Origin of the sequence: Streptomyces sp. NPDC059853, assembly GCF_042731495.1 — a bacterium.
GTDB lineage: Bacteria > Actinomycetota > Actinomycetes > Streptomycetales > Streptomycetaceae > Streptomyces.
In genome coordinates, this window is sequence record NZ_JBHWJL010000096.1 from 1 (window position 1) to 17,198 (window position 17,198).

Genomic DNA, 17,198 nt, shown 5'->3' on the forward strand with positions numbered 1-17,198 from the left:
CTCCCGGACCGGGCGGGCGGTACGGCGGTGGTTGCGGTTCAGTGACCAGACCAGCGGCGTGAGCAGGGCCGCCGCGACGAGCAGGGTTCTCATGGACCCAGGCTGCCGCCACAATGGCCCGGTGGACAGAGCCAATGGCACGGCCGCACAGAGGACCAAAACGGCCGGTGCCGACTTCCTCCAGTTGCGCGTCGAGAACGCCCCGCCCGGCGCGCGCGCCGACTGGCTGGCCCGCGAGATCCGGGCCGCCATCGCCGACGGCCGGCTGCCGGTGGGCGGCACGCTGCCGCCCAGCCGGGTGCTCGCCGCCGAACTGCGGGTCTCCCGGGGCGTGGTCACCGAGGCGTACCGCTGTCTGACGGAGGACGGTCATGTGGCCGGGCGCGGGCGCGCCGGGACGGTCGTGGTGGCCGCCCCCGTCCCCGCCCCGCGACCCGCCCCGGCCGCCGCCGCCCCGGGCGGTTCGCTGCCCGAGGGCGCCCTCTTCGGGGCGGCGCCCGGCACCGACGTGTTCGACTCGCTGCGCGCCGCCGAGGCGCCCTACGACTTCACGCCCGGCGTACCGGATCTCGCGTCCTTCCCGCGCGCCGCCTGGCTGCGCTCCGAGCGCGCCGTGCTGGCCGGTCTCTCCGCCGCCGACCTCGGCTACGGCGATCCGCGCGGCGCGCCCGCGCTGCGCACCGCCGTCGCCCACTGGCTGGCCCGCAACCGGGGCATCGCCGCCGACCCCGCCGACGTGCTGATCGTGGCCGGGGTCGCCCAGGCGCTGATCCTGCTGGCCCAGGTGCTGCGCGCCGACGGGGTGACGGCGCTCGCGGTGGAGGAGCCGGGCTCGCTGGGCGCCCGGCAGCATCTGCGGTACGCGGGGATGACCATGCCGCCGGTGCCGGTGGACGCGGCGGGTATCCGCGTCGACGCGCTGCGGGCCACCGGGGCGCGGGCGGTGCTGCTCACCCCGGCGCACCAGTTCCCGACCGGGGTGGTGCTCGGCGGGGAGCGGCGCCGGGAGCTGATGGAGTGGGCGCGGGCGTGCGGCGGGCTGATCGTGGAGGACGACTACGACGCCGAGCACCGCTACGACCGGCCGCCCGTCCCGGCGGTGCGCGCGATGCTGCCGGACGCGGTGGCGTACACCGGCAGCGTCTCCAAACTGCTGGCCCCGGCGCTGCGGGTGGGCTGGCTGCTGCCGCCGCCGCGCTACCGGGAGGCGCTGGTGGCGGCCAAGCGGTTCTCGGACCTGGGGAACGGGGTGCTGCCGCAGCTGGTGCTGGCCCGGCTGATGGAGTCGGGGGACCTGGAGCGGCAGCTGCGGCTGTTGCGGCGGCGGCACCGGCGGCGCCGGGACGCGATGATCGCGGGCATCGGGCGGCATCTGCCGGGCGCGGTGGTGCACGGCGCGGCGGCCGGCGTCCATCTGATGATCACCTTCCCCGGGGACGCGCCCCTGGTGCGGGGCCGCGGCGACCTGGAACTGGCGTCGGCCGCGCTGGCCCACGGGGTGAAGGTGCAGCCGCTGTCCTGGCACCGGCAGCGCCCGGGGCCGCCGGGCCTGGTGCTGGGCTACGCGGCCAGCGGCCCGGCCCGGATCGCGGAGGGGATCAGCACACTGGGCGCGGCGCTCCGGGCGCCGGTCGGCAGGGGTAGCGGGCGGCCAGGATGATGATCTCCCGGTCGGTGACCGGGTACACGAGGCGGTGCTCGTCGTCGGTCGGCCGTGATCAGGCCCCGGGCAGGTGGTACGTCAGCGGCTCGGGCTCGCCGATGCCGGGGAAGGGGTCTCGGCGGGTGTCCTCGATGAGTTTGTTGATCCGGGCGAGCATCTTGCGGTCGTTCCTGAGCCGGGAGGTGCGGTCCTCCCGGCCCTGCTCCTCGAAGACGAGCCTCACTCGGTCACCGGCCCGGTGTCCGGTGCGTCGGGGTCGATCAGTTCGTGTCCGGTGAGGCCGCGTCCGCTCAGCGCGGTCTCGTACGCCTTGAGCAGCCGGCGGGCGTTGGCGGGGGAGCGCAGCAGGCAGGCCCCCTCGCGCAGGGCGGCGTAGTCGTCGGCCGACAGGAGGACGGCATTGCCGTGCCGGGACACGACCTCGACCGCGTCGTGGTCCTCGTTGACTTTCTTGATCAGCGGGAAGAGGTCTCTTCCGGCCTCGCTCGCGGTGATGGACAGGGGGAGGACCCCGTTCGGTGAGGGGTGCCCCATGCCGTACCGGTCGGCTCGCCAGGTGCCGAGTGTCGGCTGCGCGGCCGGCGGCCCGGCCCGGATGGCGGAGCGGATCAGCATGCTGAGCGGGGCACTCCGGGTGCCGTGAGGGCGGCGGTGAACGCGGCGCGGTGCGCGGCCTGCCATTCCTCGACCCGGTCCCAGGCGGCCCAGCCGCCCCGGGAGGCGAGCAGCTCCGGGTAGCCGGGGTCGCCGGCGGCCACCCGCCGGGCGACGAACTCCCGGCCGCGCCGGGTCGCCTGTTCGACGATCCGGGGCAGCGCGGCCCGGTCGGCCGCCCCCAGCCCGTATCCGTCGGCCAGGATCCGCAGCCGGGCCGCCGCGTCCGCGCCCGCCTCGGGCCGCATCGGCACCCAGTAGCGGGCGGCCATGGCGAGGTCCCAGACCGGGCGGCCCGGGGCGGCGAAGTCGAAGTCGATCAGGGCGGCGGCGCGGCCGTCGCGGAAGACGACGTTCTCCCGGCAGACGTCGTTGTGACACAGCAGGGGCCCGCCCTCCGGGTCGGCCAGCTCGCCCGGCCAGCCCGCGTCCGGATCGAAGGGCACCGCCGCGCTCGCCCGGTGCAGCCGGCGCAGCAGCGCGCCGACCGAGCGCAGTACACCGGCGCCCTGCGACCAGGCCGGGAACGGCGGCAGGGCGACCTCGCCGGGCAGGAAGGTCAGTTCCTCGCGGCCGTCGCCGGTCAGCCGCACCGGCTCCGGCGCCCCGGCGAACCCCGCCCGCCGCAGCGCCCGCAGATGGGCGTGCACGGCGGCGGCGTGGGGCGGGGCGGGACGGTTCACCACGTTGCCCCGCCGGATGATCGCGCCGCCGCTGCCCAGGCCGCCCGCCAGGATGTCCTCGCCGTTCTCCCCCGTCATGGCTGGGATCTTAGACGCGCGCCCCCGCGTGCCCCCGGCCGGAGGCCGCCGAGCGCGGGCCGCGGTGGCCGGTGCGGGGGAGGCGCGAGCGCGTCCGCACCGGTCACCGCCGTGGCTCAGCCGGCCAGCTCCCGGTACAGCCGCAGCCAGCGCTCCGGTGGCACCCGGCCGCAGGGTACGGCGCGGTCCAGGTCCAGGGAACGGGTGCGGCGGCGGCCGTAGTGGTGGGTCAGGGTCGCGTGCAGGGAGCCGCCGCGGCCGGTGAAGCCCAGCTCCACGAACGCCCCGTACGCCTCCAGTTCGGCCGCCGGGAGCAGCGGACGGGTCCTGCGGTCCAGGTGCAGTACGGCGGAGTCGGTGCGCGGGACGGGCACGAAGTGCCCGCGGTGGATGCGCGGGCCGAGCCGCCAGGCGTACCGGGGCCAGCTGCGGACGGTCAGCAGGGGCCAGGTGCCGAAGTCGCCGGTGCGTTTGCGGGCGTACTCCAGCTGGGTGAGCAGGGTGGCCGAGGTCAGCCGGGGCGCGGCCAGGCACCAGCGGACGATGTCGGTGGTCCGTGAGTACGGGATGTTGCCGACCACGGCGAAGGGTTCGCGGGGCGGCGTGGCGCGCAGGAAGTCTCCCTGGACGAGGCGGATGCGGGGGTGGGCGGGGAAGCGGGCCGCCAGCGTGCGGTCGATCTCGTAGGCGACGACCCGGCCGGTGGTGGCGGCCAGCGCGCGGGAGAGGCGGCCCTCTCCCGCGCCCGGTTCCACGACGAGTTCGCCGGGGCGCACGCCGGAGGCGCGCACGATCGTCCGGATGCTGGGGGCGTGATGCAGGAAGTTCTGCGAAAGGGTGAGTCGGCGGCGTGCCACGTGTGGAGTCCTCGGGGTGAGGACAGGCATCGCCCGGATCGGCGGGCCTGTCCGTGTCGATGTGCTGACACCGGACGGCCCTGGTGGCGTAAGGACTCGGGGAAAGGCTGAGGTCAGACGGCTGAGGCGTCGGGCGAGTCCTGGCGGACCAGGGCCGGACGCCGCACGCGCGGGCGGGGGGTGTGCTGGGCGGGCCACGCGGCGGCGCACGCCCCGTTCACGATCGAGTTGAAGCACGACATGAGCAAGACGATACGTGCCGTCGCGCGGAACGTGCACCTCCTTTTCTTCACACTGTTGCGGCGGGATGAAATCGCCCGAGGCTGGTGTTGAGCACTCCGGCAGCGATCTTCGGGAGGACACAGGTGGCGGACACCGATCGAAGCGGCACGGACGGCTGGATAAAACGCCTCACCGCGTACTGCTGGCGGCACCGCCGCAACATGCTGCTGTCCCTCGGCGCCTCACTCGCCGGCATGGGTGTCATGGCCCTCATGCCGCTCATCACCAAGATCATCATCGATGACATCGTCGTCGCCGGCGAAGGCGGCCTCGCCCTGTGGATCACCCTGCTGATCGCGGCCGCCCTCGTCATCTACGGCCTCACCTTCGCCCGCCGCTACTACGGCGGACGGCTCGGCATCGACGTGCAGCACGACCTGCGCACCGAGATGTTCCGCTCCCTCACCCGGCTGGACGGCCGCCGCCAGGACCAGCTCTCCACCGGCCAGGTCGTCGGCCGCGCCACCTCCGACCTCAGCCTGATCCAGGGCCTGCTCTTCATGATGCCGATGGTCATCGGCAACTTCATGCTCTTCGCGGTCTCCCTCACCGTGATGCTCGTCCTCTCCCCGCTCCTCACCCTGGTCGCCCTCGCCGTCATCCCCCTGCTGTCCTGGATCGCCGCCCGCAGCCGCCGCACCCTCTACCCCGCCACCTGGCACGCCCAGAACCGGGCCGGCGCCGTCGCCGGCGTCGTCGACGGGGCCATCACCGGCGTCCGGGTCGTCAAGGGCTTCGGCCAGGAGGACCAGGAGAGCGGCAAGCTCCGCGCCATCAGCCGCGAGCTGTTCGCCGCCCGGCTGCGCACCGTACGCCTCAGCTCCCGCTACATCCCCGCCTTCAACGCCGTCCCCGCGCTCGGCCAGGTCGCGATGCTCGCCCTCGGCGGCTGGCTCGCCACCCGCGGCGAGATCTCCCTCGGTACCTTCGTCGCCTTCTCCACCTACCTCGCCCAGCTCGTCGGCCCGGTCCGGATGCTCACCCTCGTGCTCACCACCGGCCAGCAGGCCCGCGCCGGCGTCGAACGCGTCCTGGAACTCATCGACGCCGAGCCCGAGATCACCGAGGCCCCCGACGCCCACGCCCTGCCCGCCGACGTCCCCGCCCGCGTCGAGTTCGACCGGGTCTCCTTCGGCTACGGGCCCGGCACCCCCGTCCTCACCGAGCTGTCCCTGCGCATCGAACCGGGCGAGACCCTCGCCGTCATCGGCCCCTCCGGCAGCGGCAAATCCACCGTCTCCCTGCTGCTGCCCCGCTTCTACGACCCCGACAGCGGCACCATCCGCATCGGCGGCCACGACATCCGCGAGCTGACCCACGACTCGCTGCGCGCCGCCATCGGCCTCGTCCCCGAGGACAGCTTCCTGTTCTCCGACACCATCCGCGCCAACCTCGCCTACGGCCACCCCGACGCCACCGAGGAACAGGTGGTCGCCGCCGCCCGCGCCGCCCAGGCGGACGCGTTCATCCGCGCCCTGCCCGACGGCTACGACACCGTCGTCGGCGAACAGGGCCTGACCCTCTCCGGCGGCCAGCGGCAGCGCATCGCCCTGGCCCGCGCGATCCTCTCCGACCCCCGGCTGCTCATCCTCGACGACGCCACCTCGGCCGTCGACGCCCGCGTGGAGCGCGAGATCCACGACGCGCTGCGCTCGGTCATGGCCGGCCGCACCACCCTGCTCATCGCCCACCGGCTCTCCACCCTCCAGCTCGCCGACCGCATCGCCGTCCTCGACGGCGGCCGGCTCGCCGACACCGGCACCCACGCCGAACTCACCGCCCGCAGCCCGCTGTACCGGCGGCTGCTCAGCGACCCGGACGAGTGGGGCGCCGCCCCGCGCGACCCGGCCGGGTACGCCGCCAACGGGGACGGGGACGAGGACGAGGGCCCGGGCCCCGACGGCACCACCCCCGCCCTGTGGCAGCGCGAGGCCGCCGGCCCCGGCGCCGGCACCACCGCGCTGATGGGCGGCACCGCCGCCGACCCGGACCTCCTCGCCCAGGTCGAGGCCCTGCCCCCCGCCACCGACACCCCCGACATCGACGAGGCCGCCGCCGCCCGCCCCGAACGCGGCGGCTACGGACTGCGCCGCCTGCTCGCCGGGCTGCACGTCCCGCTGCTGTTCGCCCTGCTGCTGGTCATCGCCGACGCCGCCTTCTCCCTGCTCCTCCCGGTCCTCATCCGGCACGGCATCGACCAGGGCGTGGAGAAGGCCGCGTACGGCGCGGTGGCCGCCGCCGCCGTCCTCGCGCTGCTCGTGGTGCTCGCCCAGTGGGCCGCCCAGGCCGGCGGCCTGCTCACGGTCGGACGCACCGGCGAACGCGCCCTGTACTCCCTGCGCGTCAAGATCTTCGCCCAGCTCCAGCGGCTCGGCCTCGACTACTACGAACGCGAGCTGACCGGCCGGGTCATGACCCGGATGACCACCGACGTCGACGCCCTGACCAGCTTCCTCCAGACCGGCCTGGTCCAGGCGCTGGTGGCGGTCATGACGTTCTTCGGCATCATGGGCGTCCTGGTCGTCATCGACGTCCAGCTCGCCCTGGTGGTCCTCGCCACCCTCGTCCCGCTGACCATCGGCACCGTCATCTTCCGTCGGCACAGCGTCAAGGCGTACGAGCTGGCGCGCGAACGCGTCAGCGGCGTCAACGCCGACCTCCAGGAATCCGTCGCCGGACTGCGGATGGTGCAGGCGTTCCGCCGCGAGAGCGACGGGTACGAGCGGTTCACCGACCGCTCCGACGGCTACCGGCGCGCCCGGCTGCGCGGCCAGTGGCTCATCTCCGTGTACTTCCCGTTCGTCCAGCTGCTGGCCACCCTCGCCACCGCCGGGGTCCTGCTGGTCGGCGCGGGCCGGGTCGGCGCCGGCACCCTTACCGCCGGGGCGCTGGTGGCGTACCTGCTGTACATCGAGCTGTTCTTCGCCCCGGTGCAGCAGCTGTCCCAGGTCTTCGACGGCTACCAGCAGGCCGTGGTCTCCCTCGGCCGGATCCAGGAACTGCTCGCCGAACCCACCACCACCCCGCCCGCCGAGCGGCCCCGGCCGGTGCCGGAACGGCTGCGCGGCGAGGTGGAGTTCCGCGGTGTGCGGTTCGCCTACCGGGGCGCCGAGGACGGCACGGAGGCGCTGCGCGGCATCGACCTGACCATCCCGGCCGGGCAGACCGTCGCCTTCGTCGGCGAGACCGGCGCGGGCAAGTCCACCCTGGTCAAACTCGTCGCCCGCTACTACGACCCGACCGCGGGCGCCGTCCGGGTGGACGGCACGGACCTGCGCGACCTCGACCTCAGCGGCTACCGGCACCGGCTGGGCGTCGTGCCCCAGGAGCCGTACCTCTTCGACGGGACGGTGCGCGACGCCATCGCCTACGGCCGCCCCGACGCGAGCGACGCCGAGGTGGAGGCGGCGGCCCGCGCGGTCGGCGCCCACCACATGATCGCCGCGCTGCCCGGCGGCTTCCACCAGCCGGTGGGGGAGCGCGGCCGGGCGCTGTCCGCCGGGCAGCGGCAGCTGATCGCGCTGGCCCGCGCGGAGCTGGTACGCCCGGACATCCTGCTGCTGGACGAGGCCACCGCCGCCCTCGACCTGGCGACCGAGGCCCTGGTCAACCAGGCCACCGACCGGCTGGCCGTGCGCCGCACCACCCTGGTGGTGGCGCACCGGCTCACCACCGCCGCCCGCGCCGACCGGGTGGTGGTGCTGGACCGCGGCACGGTGGTGGAGGACGGCACCCACGCCGAACTCCTGGCCCGCGGCGGCCGGTACGCGGCCCTGTGGCGCACGTACGCGGGCGGCGGCGAACACCCGGCGGCGGAGACGGCCCCGGTGGGCTGACCCCCACCCGGCGGCCGGGCGCGAACCGGCTCCCGGACAGGGAGTGTGTCTTTCCCTCGACCGGGTGAAGATCAGCGAAAGGGCGGAAGGGCCGCGCCTCACCGTGTTGAGCTATTGCTCAATACGGGAGGGGCGCGACAGTGGAGGAGAGCTGGGAGATCTACCTGACACACCAGGTGGACCAGTGGCTCAATGACCTGGAGAAGTCCGACCCCGCGTCGTACGTGCTGGTCAACCAGGCCATTCTGGTGCTCTCCCGGGTGGGGCCCGGTGAGGGCAGGCCGCTGGTGGACCGGGTGAAGGGCTCGGTGCTGCACAACCTCAAAGAGCTCCGTCCGGAACGGCGGGACGGAGCGAGGTGCGGGTGCTCTTCATGTTCGACCCGTGGCGCTGCGCCATTCTTCTGGTGGCCGGCGACAAGGCCGGCGACTGGGACGCCTGGTACCGCCGGGCGATCCCCGAGGCGGAGCGGCGGTACGCCGAGTACCTCACGGACCGGAAGAGGGAGAAGGGGCAGTGAACGGATACCCCGGCTGGGCGGCCAGCGGCCACCGTGAACGGGCCGAGCAACTGGCCGGCGGGGCAGAAGCCTTCGACGAGGGCGCGCGGCGCGTGATCACGGAGGCGCGCGCCTGGCGGCTCGTCGAGATGCGGCAGGAGCGTGGCCTGACCCAGCAGCAGGTGGCGGACCGCATGGGGGTCAGCGCGGGGCGCGTCTCCCAGATCGAGAGCGGGCAGGTGTCGGGCAGTGAGGTGATCGCCCGCTATGTGCGGGCGCTCGGCGGCAACCTCATCATGGTGGCGGTCTTCGACGACGGCGAGCTGCGCAAGGTCGGCTGAGCCGGGGCCGCTCCGCCGCGGATGGCCGTTACGCCGGGGGCGTGCTGTGGGCGCGTTCGGCCAGGTAGGTGTCCACCGTCTGCAACAGGCCGCCGGGGATCTCCGGTTCGCCGGACCACCAGTGGATCGCCGCGATCTCCTCGTTCGGCGTGAACGGCCGCACCGCCGTGACCTCCGCCGCGTAGACCGCCCCGTACGCCACCGGGCGGTCCGCGAAGGCGGTCTTCGCGAAGCCCGCGAACCGCAGCGCCTCGGGCGCGATCACCTGGCCCGCCTCCTCCCGCAGTTCACGGGCCGCCGCCACCCGCGGCGTCTCGCCCGGGTCGATCCCGCCGCCGGGCAGCTCCCACTCGCCCCGGCCCCGCTCCAGGACCAGCAGCAGCCGCCCCTCGTGCCGGAGCGCCACCAGGGCGTACGTGATCGGTGCGTCCTCGAACGTCCGCTCCTCCGGGCCCGGTTCGAACGCGAGCAGCCGGATGTCCAGCGGTCCGCTCACCAAGGGCTGCGGGTGCTCCCGCCGATCGTCCTTCATGCCGCCCGACCCTACTGCCCCCCGCTGACATCCTCCCTCAGATCGCCGGCACCTCCGCGAGCCCCGGGAACTCTCCCGGTTCGTCCGGCACCTCGGCCCAGATCGTCTTGCCGGTGCTGCTCTGCCGGCTGCCCCACCGCTGTGCCAGATGCGCGACGATGAACAGCCCGCGCCCGCTCTCGTCGTAGGCCCGCGCCCGGCGCAGATGCGGCGAGGTGCTGCTGCCGTCGGAGACCTCGCAGATCACCCCGCCCTCCCGGATCACCCGCAGCTGGATGGGGCCGCCCGCGTGCCGGATGGCGTTGGTGACCAGCTCGCTGACGACCAGTTCGGTGGTGAACACCGCGTCCTGGAGCCCCCAGCTGGTCAGCTGCCGCGCGGCCAGGTCGCGGGCGTGCGCCACGGCGGTCGGCTCCGCCGGCACCTCCCAGGTGGAGACCTGCGCGGGCGACAGCGCCCGGGTGCGGGCGACCAGCAGCGCGATGTCGTCGGTGTGGTGCTCGTCCACCAGCGACTTCAGAACGGTGTCGCAGGTCGCCTCCAGGGTCGGCGCGGGATGCGCGAGCAGCTGGTGCAGTTCGGCCACGCCCTGGTCCAGGTCGTGCCGCCGCGACTCCAGCAGCCCGTCCGTGTACAGCGCCAGCACGCTGCCCTCGGGCAGGGTGATCTCCACCGACTCGAACGGCAGCCCGCCCAGCCCCAGCGGCGGCCCGGCCGGCAGCTCGACCGGCTGGACGGTGCCGTCCGGCAGCACCAGCGCGGGGGAGGGGTGGCCCGCCCTGGCCAGCGAGCACACCCGCGACACCGGGTCGTACACCGCGTACAGGCACGTCGCCCCGGTCTCCATCGGGCGGCCGTCCCCGGGGGCCCCGGCCGCCTCTTCGTCCTCCTCCTCGCCGCGCATCCGGATGACCACGTCGTCCAGGTGGGTCAGCAGCTCGTCGGGCGGCAGGTCGATGTCGGCCAGGGTGCGGACGGTCGCCCGCAGCCGCCCCATGGTGGCCGAGGCGTGCAGGCCGTGCCCCACCACATCGCCCACCACCAGCGCCACCCGGGCCCCGGACAGCGGGATCACGTCGAACCAGTCCCCGCCCACCCCGATCATCGAATCGGCCGGCAGATAGCGCGAGGCCACCTCGACGGCGGCCAGGTCGGGCCGGCCGCGCGGCAGCAGCGACCGCTGGAGGGTGAGCGAGGTGGACCGCTCGTGGGTGAAGCGCCGCGCGTTGTCCAGGCAGACGGCCGCCCGCGCGCCGATCTCCTCGGCCAGCAGCAGGTCCGCCTGGTCGAAGCCCTCCGGCCGCCGGTGCCGCGCGAAGATCGCCACGCCCATCGTCGCGCCCCGGGCCCGCAGCGGCACCATCAGCCCCGAGTGCACGCCGTGTTCCCGCACCCGGGCCGCCCGCTGCGGGTCCAGCGCGAACCACGCGGCGACCGTCTCCGCGTCCAGCACCCGCGCCCGGTACTCGCCGCTGGCGGCCACCGCCAGGCCGTGCGGGGACTGCGACGGGTACTCGAGGTCGTCGCCGACCGCCAGCATGAGTTCCGGGGCGCCCTCCAGGACCGAGCGCTGGGCCACCCGGCGCAGCGTGACCGGGCCCGGTTCCTGCCGGGCCGGGGGCTCCTCGCCGCGCAGGACCTCGCCGTACAGATCGACGGTGGCCAGATCCGCCAGCCGGGGGACGGCGACGTCCGTCAGCTCGGCGGCGGTGCGGCGGACGTCCAGGGTGCTGCCGATGTGGTTGCTGGCCTCGCTGAGCAGGGTCAGCCGCTCGCGGGCGATGGTCAGGCGGGCGACGCGGCGTTCGCGGTCCTCGCGGATGTGGCACACCAGCAGGCTGAGCAGACAGGCCAGCGCGACCGAGACGAGGACGGTGACCCGGCCGCCGACGGACAGCTGCGGCACGTGGAAGCCGTACACCAGGGCGGCGGCGCCCAGGGTGGCCACGGCGACCAGCGTCGCCTGCCAGAGGCTGAGCAGCCCGGCGGCGGCGACCGGGGCCAGCAGCGAGAAGCTCGCGTAGCGGGCGAGGTGGCCGGAGGACGTCTCGTACTGGACCACGGTGATGGCCGCGACGTACAGGAGCAGCAGGGTCAGGACGGAGACGCCCCGGAACCGCCGGAGGCGCTGGAAGCGGGATCGCAAGGAAGCCATGGGGTCACCCTCCGCGCCCACCCTAACGCGGATGGGACATGGCGCACCTTCGGTGCGAAAGGGTCAGCGGCGCGGTGGGGCGGTGGAGGCGCGCACCATCAGATCGGCCGGAAGGGTGGCCATCCGCCCCGCCGGGGCCTCCTCGCGGCCCAGCGCCAGCCGCCCGGCGCGGGCGCCCGCCTCGTGCAGCGGGATCCGTACGGTGGTGAGCGCGGGCGCCGCGTCGATGGCGAACGGCAGGTCGTCGAAGCCGGCCACCGAGATGTCCTCGGGGATGCGCAGGCCGCGTTCGCGCAGGGCGGCGCAGGCGCCGAGGGCGACGGTGTCGTTGGCGGCGACGACGGCGGTCAGGCCGGGCTCGCGGCGCAGCAGTTCCAGCGCTCCGTCGTAGCCGGAGGCCCGGTCGTAGCCGCCGTGCACCGTCAGCCGTTCCGCCTCCGGTGCCCCGGCGGTGCCACCGGGGTGTCCGGCCGCGGCGAGGGCGGCGCGGTGGCCGTCCAGGCGCTGCCGGGTGGTGGTGCGGGCGGCGGGTCCGGCGAGGTAGCCGATGCGCTGGTGGCCCAGGTCGAGCAGATGGGTGGTGAGCCGGCGCGCGCCGCCGAAGTTGTCGAAGGTGAGGGCGACCGGCGCGGGCCCCGGGTCCTCCTCGGGGCCGTGCGCGGCGCCCTGCGCGCCGCCGCCGGACGGCGCGGCCAGCGGCTGCCGCCCGCACAGCACCACGCGGGTGCCGCCCGCCTCCAGGCGGCGCCGCCGCCACGAGAGCGCGCCGCGCAGAGCGGGGTCCACGACGGTGCCGCCGGTGTGGACCACTGCGTGGCCGCGCTGGCGCAGCAGCTGGGTGAGGTAGGTGAGTTCGCGCTCGGGGGAGCCGCCGGTGTTGCAGATGATGGCCATCTTCTGGCCGTGCGGCGGCTCGGCCTCGTGGTCGCCGGCCGGGCCGATCTGGGACTGGATGGCGCTGGCCATCACCCCGAAGAAGGGGTCGGCGATGTCGTTGACCAGGACGCCGACCAGGTCGGAGGTGGCGGCGGCGAGGGCGCTGGCCGGGCCGTTGACGACGTACTCCAGTTCGTCGACCGCGCGCAGCACCCGGGAGCGGGTGGAACCGGCCACCGGGTAGTTGCCGTTGAGGACCCGGGAGACCGTCGCCGCCGATACCCCCGCCCGCGCCGCCACGTCCGCCAGCGTCACCGACATGCTCCGCCCCGCTTTCCGCGCCTGGCCGCTTTCCGCGCTGCCACTTGTCCCATCCGCTGTGGGCAGGTTAGCGTCTCCCCGTATAGAAAGCGCTTACTAGCCGTCCGCCGCACCACACGGCCGCCGCGCCGCCACTTCCGGGAGGGAATCCGGCCCATGACCGACACGCCGAACCGCAGGACCGTCCGCATCGCCATGAACGGCGTCACCGGGCGCATGGGATACCGCCAGCACCTCGTCCGCTCGATCCTCGCGCTGCGCGAGCAGGGCGGCCTGCCGCTCGGCGACGGCACCGTGATCTGGCCCGAGCCGATCCTGGTCGGCCGCCGCGAGCACGCCCTCAAGGAACTCGCCGACCGGCACGGGCTCGACGCCTCGAACATCTCCACCGACCTGGACGCCGTCCTCGCCGACGACTCCGTCGACATCTACTTCGACGCCCAGATCACCCTCGCCCGCGAGGAGGCCCTGAAGAAGGCCATCGCCGCCGGCAAGCACATCTACACCGAGAAGCCCACCGCCACCGGTCTCGACGGCGCCCTCGCGCTGGCCCGCCAGGCGCGCGACGCCGGCATCAAGCACGGCGTCGTCCAGGACAAGCTGTTCCTGCCGGGCCTGCTCAAGCTCAAGCGGCTCATCGACGGCGGATTCTTCGGCGAGATCCTCTCCGTGCGCGGCGAGTTCGGCTACTGGGTGTTCGAGGGCGACTGGCAGCCCGCCCAGCGCCCGTCGTGGAACTACCGCTCCGAGGACGGCGGCGGCATCGTGGTGGACATGTTCCCCCACTGGGAGTACGTGCTGCACGAGCTGTTCGGCCGCGTCGAGACCGTCCAGGCGCTGACCGCCACCCACATCCCGCGGCGCTGGGACGAGAACGGCAACGCCTACGAGGCCACCGCCGACGACTCGGCGTACGGCATCTTCCAGCTGGCCGGCGGCGCCGTCGCCCAGATCAACTCCTCCTGGTCGGTGCGCGTCAACCGTGACGAACTGGTCGAGTTCCAGGTGGACGGCACCCACGGCTCCGCCGTCGCCGGGCTGCGCAACTGCCGCGTCCAGCACCGGTCCGCCACCCCCAAGCCGGTGTGGAACCCGGACCTGCCCGTCACCGAGGCCTTCCGCGAGCAGTGGCAGGAGGTGCCGGACAACACCGAGTTCGACAACGGGTTCAAGGCCCAGTGGGAGCTGTTCCTGCGCCATGTCGTGCTGGACGAGCCCTACACCTGGGACCTGCTGGCGGGCGCGCGCGGTGTGCAGCTGGCCGAGCTGGGCCTGAAGTCCTCCGCCGAGGGCCGCCGCCTGGACGTTCCCGAGCTGAGCCTGTAAGGACAGGGAGACCGAGCTGATGATCCGACTTCCCGATGCGACGGGAGCGGTACGGGAGTACCGGCCCCGTACCGACGCCCCCGCCCTCCCGGTCGCGGGTGAGGGCCCGCTGACCTCCCGCATCGTCTTCTCCGCCGCGCACGTCGTCGCCGACCCGTACGCCGACACCACCCCCGACGGCCCGGCGGCCGTCGACTGGGACGCCACCCTCGCCTTCCGCCGCCACCTGTGGTCCCACGGGCTCGGCGTCGCGGAGGCGATGGACACCGCGCAGCGCGGCATGGGCCTGGACTGGGCCGGCGCCGCCGAACTGATCCGCCGCTCCGGCGCCGAGGCCAGGGCGCACGGCGGCCGGATCGCCTGCGGCGTGGGCACCGACCAGCTCACCGCCGACGCCGCGCCGTACACGCTGGACCAGGTGCGCGCCGCGTACGAGGAGCAGCTGGCGGTGGTCGAGGAGACCGGCGCCCAGGCCATCCTGATGGCCTCGCGCGCGCTGGCCGCCTGCGCCACCGGTCCCGAGGACTATCTGAAGATCTACGGCGAACTGCTGCGGCAGGCCGCCGAGCCCGTCATCCTGCACTGGCTCGGCCCGATGTTCGACCCCGCCCTCACCGGCTACTGGGGCAGCACCGACCTGGACGCGGCCACCGAGACGTTCCTGGAGATCATCGCCGACCACCCCGACAAGGTGGACGGCGTCAAGGTCTCCCTCCTGGACGCGGGCCGCGAGGTCGCGCTGCGCCGCCGGCTGCCCAACGGCGTGCGCTGCTACACCGGCGACGACTTCCACTACCCCGAGCTGATCGCGGGGGACGAGCAGGGCTTCAGCCACGCGCTGCTCGGCATCTTCGACCCGCTGGGCCCGGTCGCGGCGCAGGCCGTGCGCACCCTGGACACCGGGGACACCGCGGGCTTCCGGGCCCGCCTCGACCCGACGGTGGAGCTGTCCCGGCATCTGTTCCGGACGCCGACGCGCTACTACAAGACCGGTGTGGTCTTCCTGGCCTGGCTGGCCGGCCACCAGGAGCACTTCACCATGGTCGGCGGCCTCCAATCGGCCCGCTCGCTGCCGCACTTCGCCCGCGCCTACGAACTGGCCGACGGCCTCGGCCTGTTCCCGGACCCGGCGCTGGCCGCCGACCGGATGCGGTCCCTGCTGGCGGTGTACGGAGTGGAGCAGCCGTGAAGTTCTCGATCAACCAGATGACCGTCAAGCAGCTCAGCCTCCCCGAACTGGTCAAGGGCTGCGCGGACCTGGGCATCGCGGGCGTCGGCCTGTGGCGCGAGCCGGTGCGGGAGTACGGGGTGAGCGCCGCCGCCGCGCTGGTGCGCGAGGCGGGGCTGACCGTCACCACGCTGTGCCGGGGCGGGTTCTTCACCGCGATCGACGCGGCCGAGCGGGCCGCCGCGCTGGCGGACAACCGGCGGGCCATCGACGAGGCGGCCGAACTGGGCACCGACACCCTGGTGCTGGTCTCCGGCGGGCTGCCGGCCGGGAGCCGCGATCTGGCGGGGGCCCGGGAGCGGATCGCCGAGGCGCTGGCGGAGCTGGGCCCGTACGGGGCGGAGCGCGGGGTGCGGCTGGCGATCGAGCCGCTGCACCCGATGTACGCGGCCGACCGGTGCGTGGTCTCCACGCTGGACCAGGCGCTCGGCCTGGCGGAGCGGTTCCCCGCCGAGCAGGTGGGCGTGGTCGTGGACACCTACCACCTGTGGTGGGACGACCGGGTCGCGGACGGCATCGCGCGGGCGGGCGCCGGGGGCCGGATCCACAGTTTCCAGCTGGCGGACTGGGTCACCCCGCTGCCGGCGGGGGTGCTCACCGGGCGCGGCCAGATCGGCGACGGCTCGGTGGACATGCGGTGGTTCGCGGACCGGGTCACCGAGGCCGGGTACACCGGCTGGACCGAGGTGGAGCTGTTCAACGACGTGCTGTGGTCGCGGGACGGCCAGGTGGTGCTGGCCGAGACCCTGAACCGGGTCACCCAGCACCTCGGCTGAGCGCGCGCGGCGCGCGGAGGACCGGGCGGTACCGGCGGACACGAAGCCGCCGGTACCGCCCTTGCCCGTGCCGGTGCCTTTCGGCGGGGCGGCGGTGGTGCCGGTGGTGCCGCCCGGCCGGGGCCCGTCAGCCGCAGGAGGTGCAGGGCGGGCAGGTGGTGACCGTGACGTCGTCGATGACCGGCCCGTGGGCCGAGGCGGTGGTGCTGACGAACGACAGGGTGGTGGCCGTCGCGGTGGCGACGAAGGTGAACTGCCGGTAGACGTAGCCCATGGCGGTGGCGGACTTCCCGGTGATGTCGAAGGTGAAGTCCTGGAAGTTCTGGCCGTCGATGAGCACCTTGCCGGTCTTGACGGTGGGTGCCCCGCCGTAGTTGCCGGCGAGGGCGTAGGTCACGGTGTAGGTCGTGCCGGGGACGGTGGTGAAGGTCTGGGCGATGGTCCCGGCGGTGCCGCCGCTGAGGTCCACGCTCTGGTCGCCCTCGGCGGCCTGCCAGAACCCGGCGCCGATCAGGTCCACGGAGCCGCTGGTGACCTGCCAGGGTCCGATGGTCTGGCCGGCGGGCAGTTCCGTGAACCGCCCCGGGGTGACGACGGGGTACTCGAAGCTCCCGTCGTCGAACCGGCTCAGCAACGGGGTCGCCGAGGCGGTGCCGTCCGCCGGTGCCGCCACGGCGGCGCCGGTCCCGGCGAGAAGGAGGGACGCCGCGGCCGCGGCGGCGATGAACGTGCGTAATGCGCGCATGGCTTTCCTTCCCGGGCCATCGCGTCCTTGCGATGTGCCCCGTGGTGAAGGCATGCCCAAAGCCGTGAATCCGCATGTAGGAACATAAATAGTCATCCCATATGAAGGATCCCGGGGCGGTGGGCCGGCTCCGTCCCCGGCCCGGCCCACCACGCCACCCGGCCCCGCTACCGCCCGGCGTACTCCCGCAGATGCCGCCCCGTCAGCGACGCCCGCGCCCCCGCGTCCCGTCCCGCCACCAGTTCCTGCGGCGTACCGCTGAACAGCACCCGCCCGCCGTCCGCGCCCCCACCCGGGCCCAGGTCGATGATCCAGTCCGCGTGCGCCATCACCGCCTGGTGGTGCT

14 protein-coding genes and 2 pseudogenes are annotated in these 17,198 nt (G+C 74.3%); 7 read left to right on the plus strand and 9 right to left on the minus strand.

The features are described 5' to 3' along the window. Window positions 1–91: 91 nt before the first annotated feature. A complete protein-coding gene (locus ACFV5N_RS13160) occupies window positions 92–1,660 on the plus strand; it encodes a PLP-dependent aminotransferase family protein (RefSeq protein WP_385598110.1) in 1,569 nt (522 codons plus the stop codon). On the opposite strand, the pseudogene ACFV5N_RS13165 reads toward ACFV5N_RS13160, so the two are convergent. The 5 genes and pseudogenes from ACFV5N_RS13165 to ACFV5N_RS13185 all read right to left on the minus strand — a co-directional run bounded on the left by ACFV5N_RS13165 (window position 1,599) and on the right by ACFV5N_RS13185 (window position 4,177). Further along, window positions 1,599–1,886, minus strand: a pseudogene (locus ACFV5N_RS13165) (Txe/YoeB family addiction module toxin). The gene ACFV5N_RS13160 and the pseudogene ACFV5N_RS13165 overlap by 62 nt on opposite strands. Then, window positions 1,883–2,164 carry a type II toxin-antitoxin system Phd/YefM family antitoxin gene (locus tag ACFV5N_RS13170; protein ID WP_385598139.1) on the minus strand — a complete coding sequence of 94 codons (282 nt, stop codon included), beginning with the start codon at window positions 2,162–2,164 and terminating at the stop codon, window positions 1,883–1,885. The pseudogene ACFV5N_RS13165 and the gene ACFV5N_RS13170 overlap by 4 nt, the downstream one beginning before the upstream one ends. 107 nt (window positions 2,165–2,271) lie before the next feature. Next, complete coding sequence (locus ACFV5N_RS13175; RefSeq protein ID WP_385598113.1) at window positions 2,272–3,078, minus strand: phosphotransferase enzyme family protein; 807 nt, start codon at window positions 3,076–3,078, stop codon at window positions 2,272–2,274. Window positions 3,079–3,194: 116 nt separating this feature from the next. Further along, window positions 3,195–3,965 carry a ribosomal RNA small subunit methyltransferase A gene (locus ACFV5N_RS13180; protein WP_385598115.1) on the minus strand — a complete coding sequence of 257 codons (771 nt, stop codon included), beginning with the start codon at window positions 3,963–3,965 and terminating at the stop codon, window positions 3,195–3,197. 83 nt (window positions 3,966–4,048) lie between these two features. Continuing rightward, complete coding sequence (locus ACFV5N_RS13185) at window positions 4,049–4,177, minus strand: hypothetical protein (protein ID WP_385598118.1); 129 nt, start codon at window positions 4,175–4,177, stop codon at window positions 4,049–4,051. Between the two features lie 123 nt (window positions 4,178–4,300). Between ACFV5N_RS13185 and ACFV5N_RS13190 the strand changes: the two genes are divergently transcribed. The 3 genes and pseudogenes from ACFV5N_RS13190 (at window position 4,301) to ACFV5N_RS13200 (ending at window position 8,893) form a co-directional block, all read left to right on the plus strand. After that, window positions 4,301–8,053: an ABC transporter ATP-binding protein gene (locus ACFV5N_RS13190; protein ID WP_385598121.1), complete on the plus strand. Its 3,753-nt coding sequence runs from the start codon at window positions 4,301–4,303 to the stop codon at window positions 8,051–8,053. 140 nt (window positions 8,054–8,193) lie between these two features. Further along, window positions 8,194–8,573: pseudogene (locus ACFV5N_RS13195) on the plus strand (type II toxin-antitoxin system RelE/ParE family toxin). Further along, entirely contained in the window at window positions 8,570–8,893 is a 324-nt protein-coding gene (locus ACFV5N_RS13200; protein WP_385598124.1) for a helix-turn-helix domain-containing protein, read from the plus strand. The pseudogene ACFV5N_RS13195 and the gene ACFV5N_RS13200 overlap by 4 nt, the downstream one beginning before the upstream one ends. Before the next feature lie 28 nt (window positions 8,894–8,921). Here ACFV5N_RS13200 and ACFV5N_RS13205 read toward each other — a convergent pair whose 3' ends face one another. The 3 genes from ACFV5N_RS13205 to ACFV5N_RS13215 form a co-directional block, all read right to left on the minus strand. Continuing rightward, window positions 8,922–9,425: an NUDIX domain-containing protein gene (locus tag ACFV5N_RS13205; protein ID WP_385598126.1), complete on the minus strand. Its 504-nt coding sequence runs from the start codon at window positions 9,423–9,425 to the stop codon at window positions 8,922–8,924. A 37-nt stretch (window positions 9,426–9,462) separates the two neighbouring features. Further along, the gene (locus tag ACFV5N_RS13210) at window positions 9,463–11,580 is read right to left on the minus strand and encodes a SpoIIE family protein phosphatase (RefSeq protein WP_385598129.1); all 2,118 of its coding nucleotides are present in this window, start codon (window positions 11,578–11,580) and stop codon (window positions 9,463–9,465) included. Window positions 11,581–11,643: 63 nt separating this feature from the next. Next, entirely contained in the window at window positions 11,644–12,777 is a 1,134-nt protein-coding gene (locus ACFV5N_RS13215; RefSeq protein WP_385598131.1) for a LacI family DNA-binding transcriptional regulator, read from the minus strand. A gap of 156 nt (window positions 12,778–12,933) precedes the next feature. On the opposite strand from ACFV5N_RS13215, the gene ACFV5N_RS13220 reads away from it, so the two are divergent. Genes ACFV5N_RS13220 through ACFV5N_RS13230 form a run of 3 tightly spaced genes read left to right on the plus strand, consistent with a single transcriptional unit; the run spans window position 12,934 to window position 16,107 of the window. After that, window positions 12,934–14,103 carry a Gfo/Idh/MocA family protein gene (locus ACFV5N_RS13220; protein ID WP_385598134.1) on the plus strand — a complete coding sequence of 390 codons (1,170 nt, stop codon included), beginning with the start codon at window positions 12,934–12,936 and terminating at the stop codon, window positions 14,101–14,103. A 16-nt stretch (window positions 14,104–14,119) separates the two neighbouring features. Then, a complete protein-coding gene (locus tag ACFV5N_RS13225) occupies window positions 14,120–15,292 on the plus strand; it encodes a dihydrodipicolinate synthase family protein (RefSeq protein ID WP_385598142.1) in 1,173 nt (390 codons plus the stop codon). Between the two features lie 17 nt (window positions 15,293–15,309). Beyond that, window positions 15,310–16,107: a sugar phosphate isomerase/epimerase family protein gene (locus ACFV5N_RS13230; RefSeq protein ID WP_346071604.1), complete on the plus strand. Its 798-nt coding sequence runs from the start codon at window positions 15,310–15,312 to the stop codon at window positions 16,105–16,107. 127 nt (window positions 16,108–16,234) lie between these two features. Here ACFV5N_RS13230 and ACFV5N_RS13235 read toward each other — a convergent pair whose 3' ends face one another. Next, entirely contained in the window at window positions 16,235–16,852 is a 618-nt protein-coding gene (locus ACFV5N_RS13235; protein WP_385598137.1) for a choice-of-anchor C family protein, read from the minus strand. Window positions 16,853–17,198: the final 346 nt, after the last annotated feature.

Coding starts and splice junctions, on each gene's coding strand:
- ACFV5N_RS13160 (WP_385598110.1), top strand. CDS start 92: ATGGACCCAGGCTGCCGCCACAATGGCCCGGTGGACAGAGCCAATGGC.
- ACFV5N_RS13175 (WP_385598113.1), bottom strand. CDS start 3,078: ATGACGGGGGAGAACGGCGAGGACATCCTGGCGGGCGGCCTGGGCAGC.
- ACFV5N_RS13180 (WP_385598115.1), bottom strand. CDS start 3,965: ATGCCTGTCCTCACCCCGAGGACTCCACACGTGGCACGCCGCCGACTC.
- ACFV5N_RS13185 (WP_385598118.1), bottom strand. CDS start 4,177: ATGTCGTGCTTCAACTCGATCGTGAACGGGGCGTGCGCCGCCGCGTGG.
- ACFV5N_RS13205 (WP_385598126.1), bottom strand. CDS start 9,425: ATGAAGGACGATCGGCGGGAGCACCCGCAGCCCTTGGTGAGCGGACCG.
- ACFV5N_RS13210 (WP_385598129.1), bottom strand. CDS start 11,580: ATGGCTTCCTTGCGATCCCGCTTCCAGCGCCTCCGGCGGTTCCGGGGC.
- ACFV5N_RS13215 (WP_385598131.1), bottom strand. CDS start 12,777: ATGTCGGTGACGCTGGCGGACGTGGCGGCGCGGGCGGGGGTATCGGCG.
- ACFV5N_RS13220 (WP_385598134.1), top strand. CDS start 12,934: ATGACCGACACGCCGAACCGCAGGACCGTCCGCATCGCCATGAACGGC.
- ACFV5N_RS13230 (WP_346071604.1), top strand. CDS start 15,310: ATGACCGTCAAGCAGCTCAGCCTCCCCGAACTGGTCAAGGGCTGCGCG.
- ACFV5N_RS13235 (WP_385598137.1), bottom strand. CDS start 16,852: ATGCGCGCATTACGCACGTTCATCGCCGCCGCGGCCGCGGCGTCCCTC.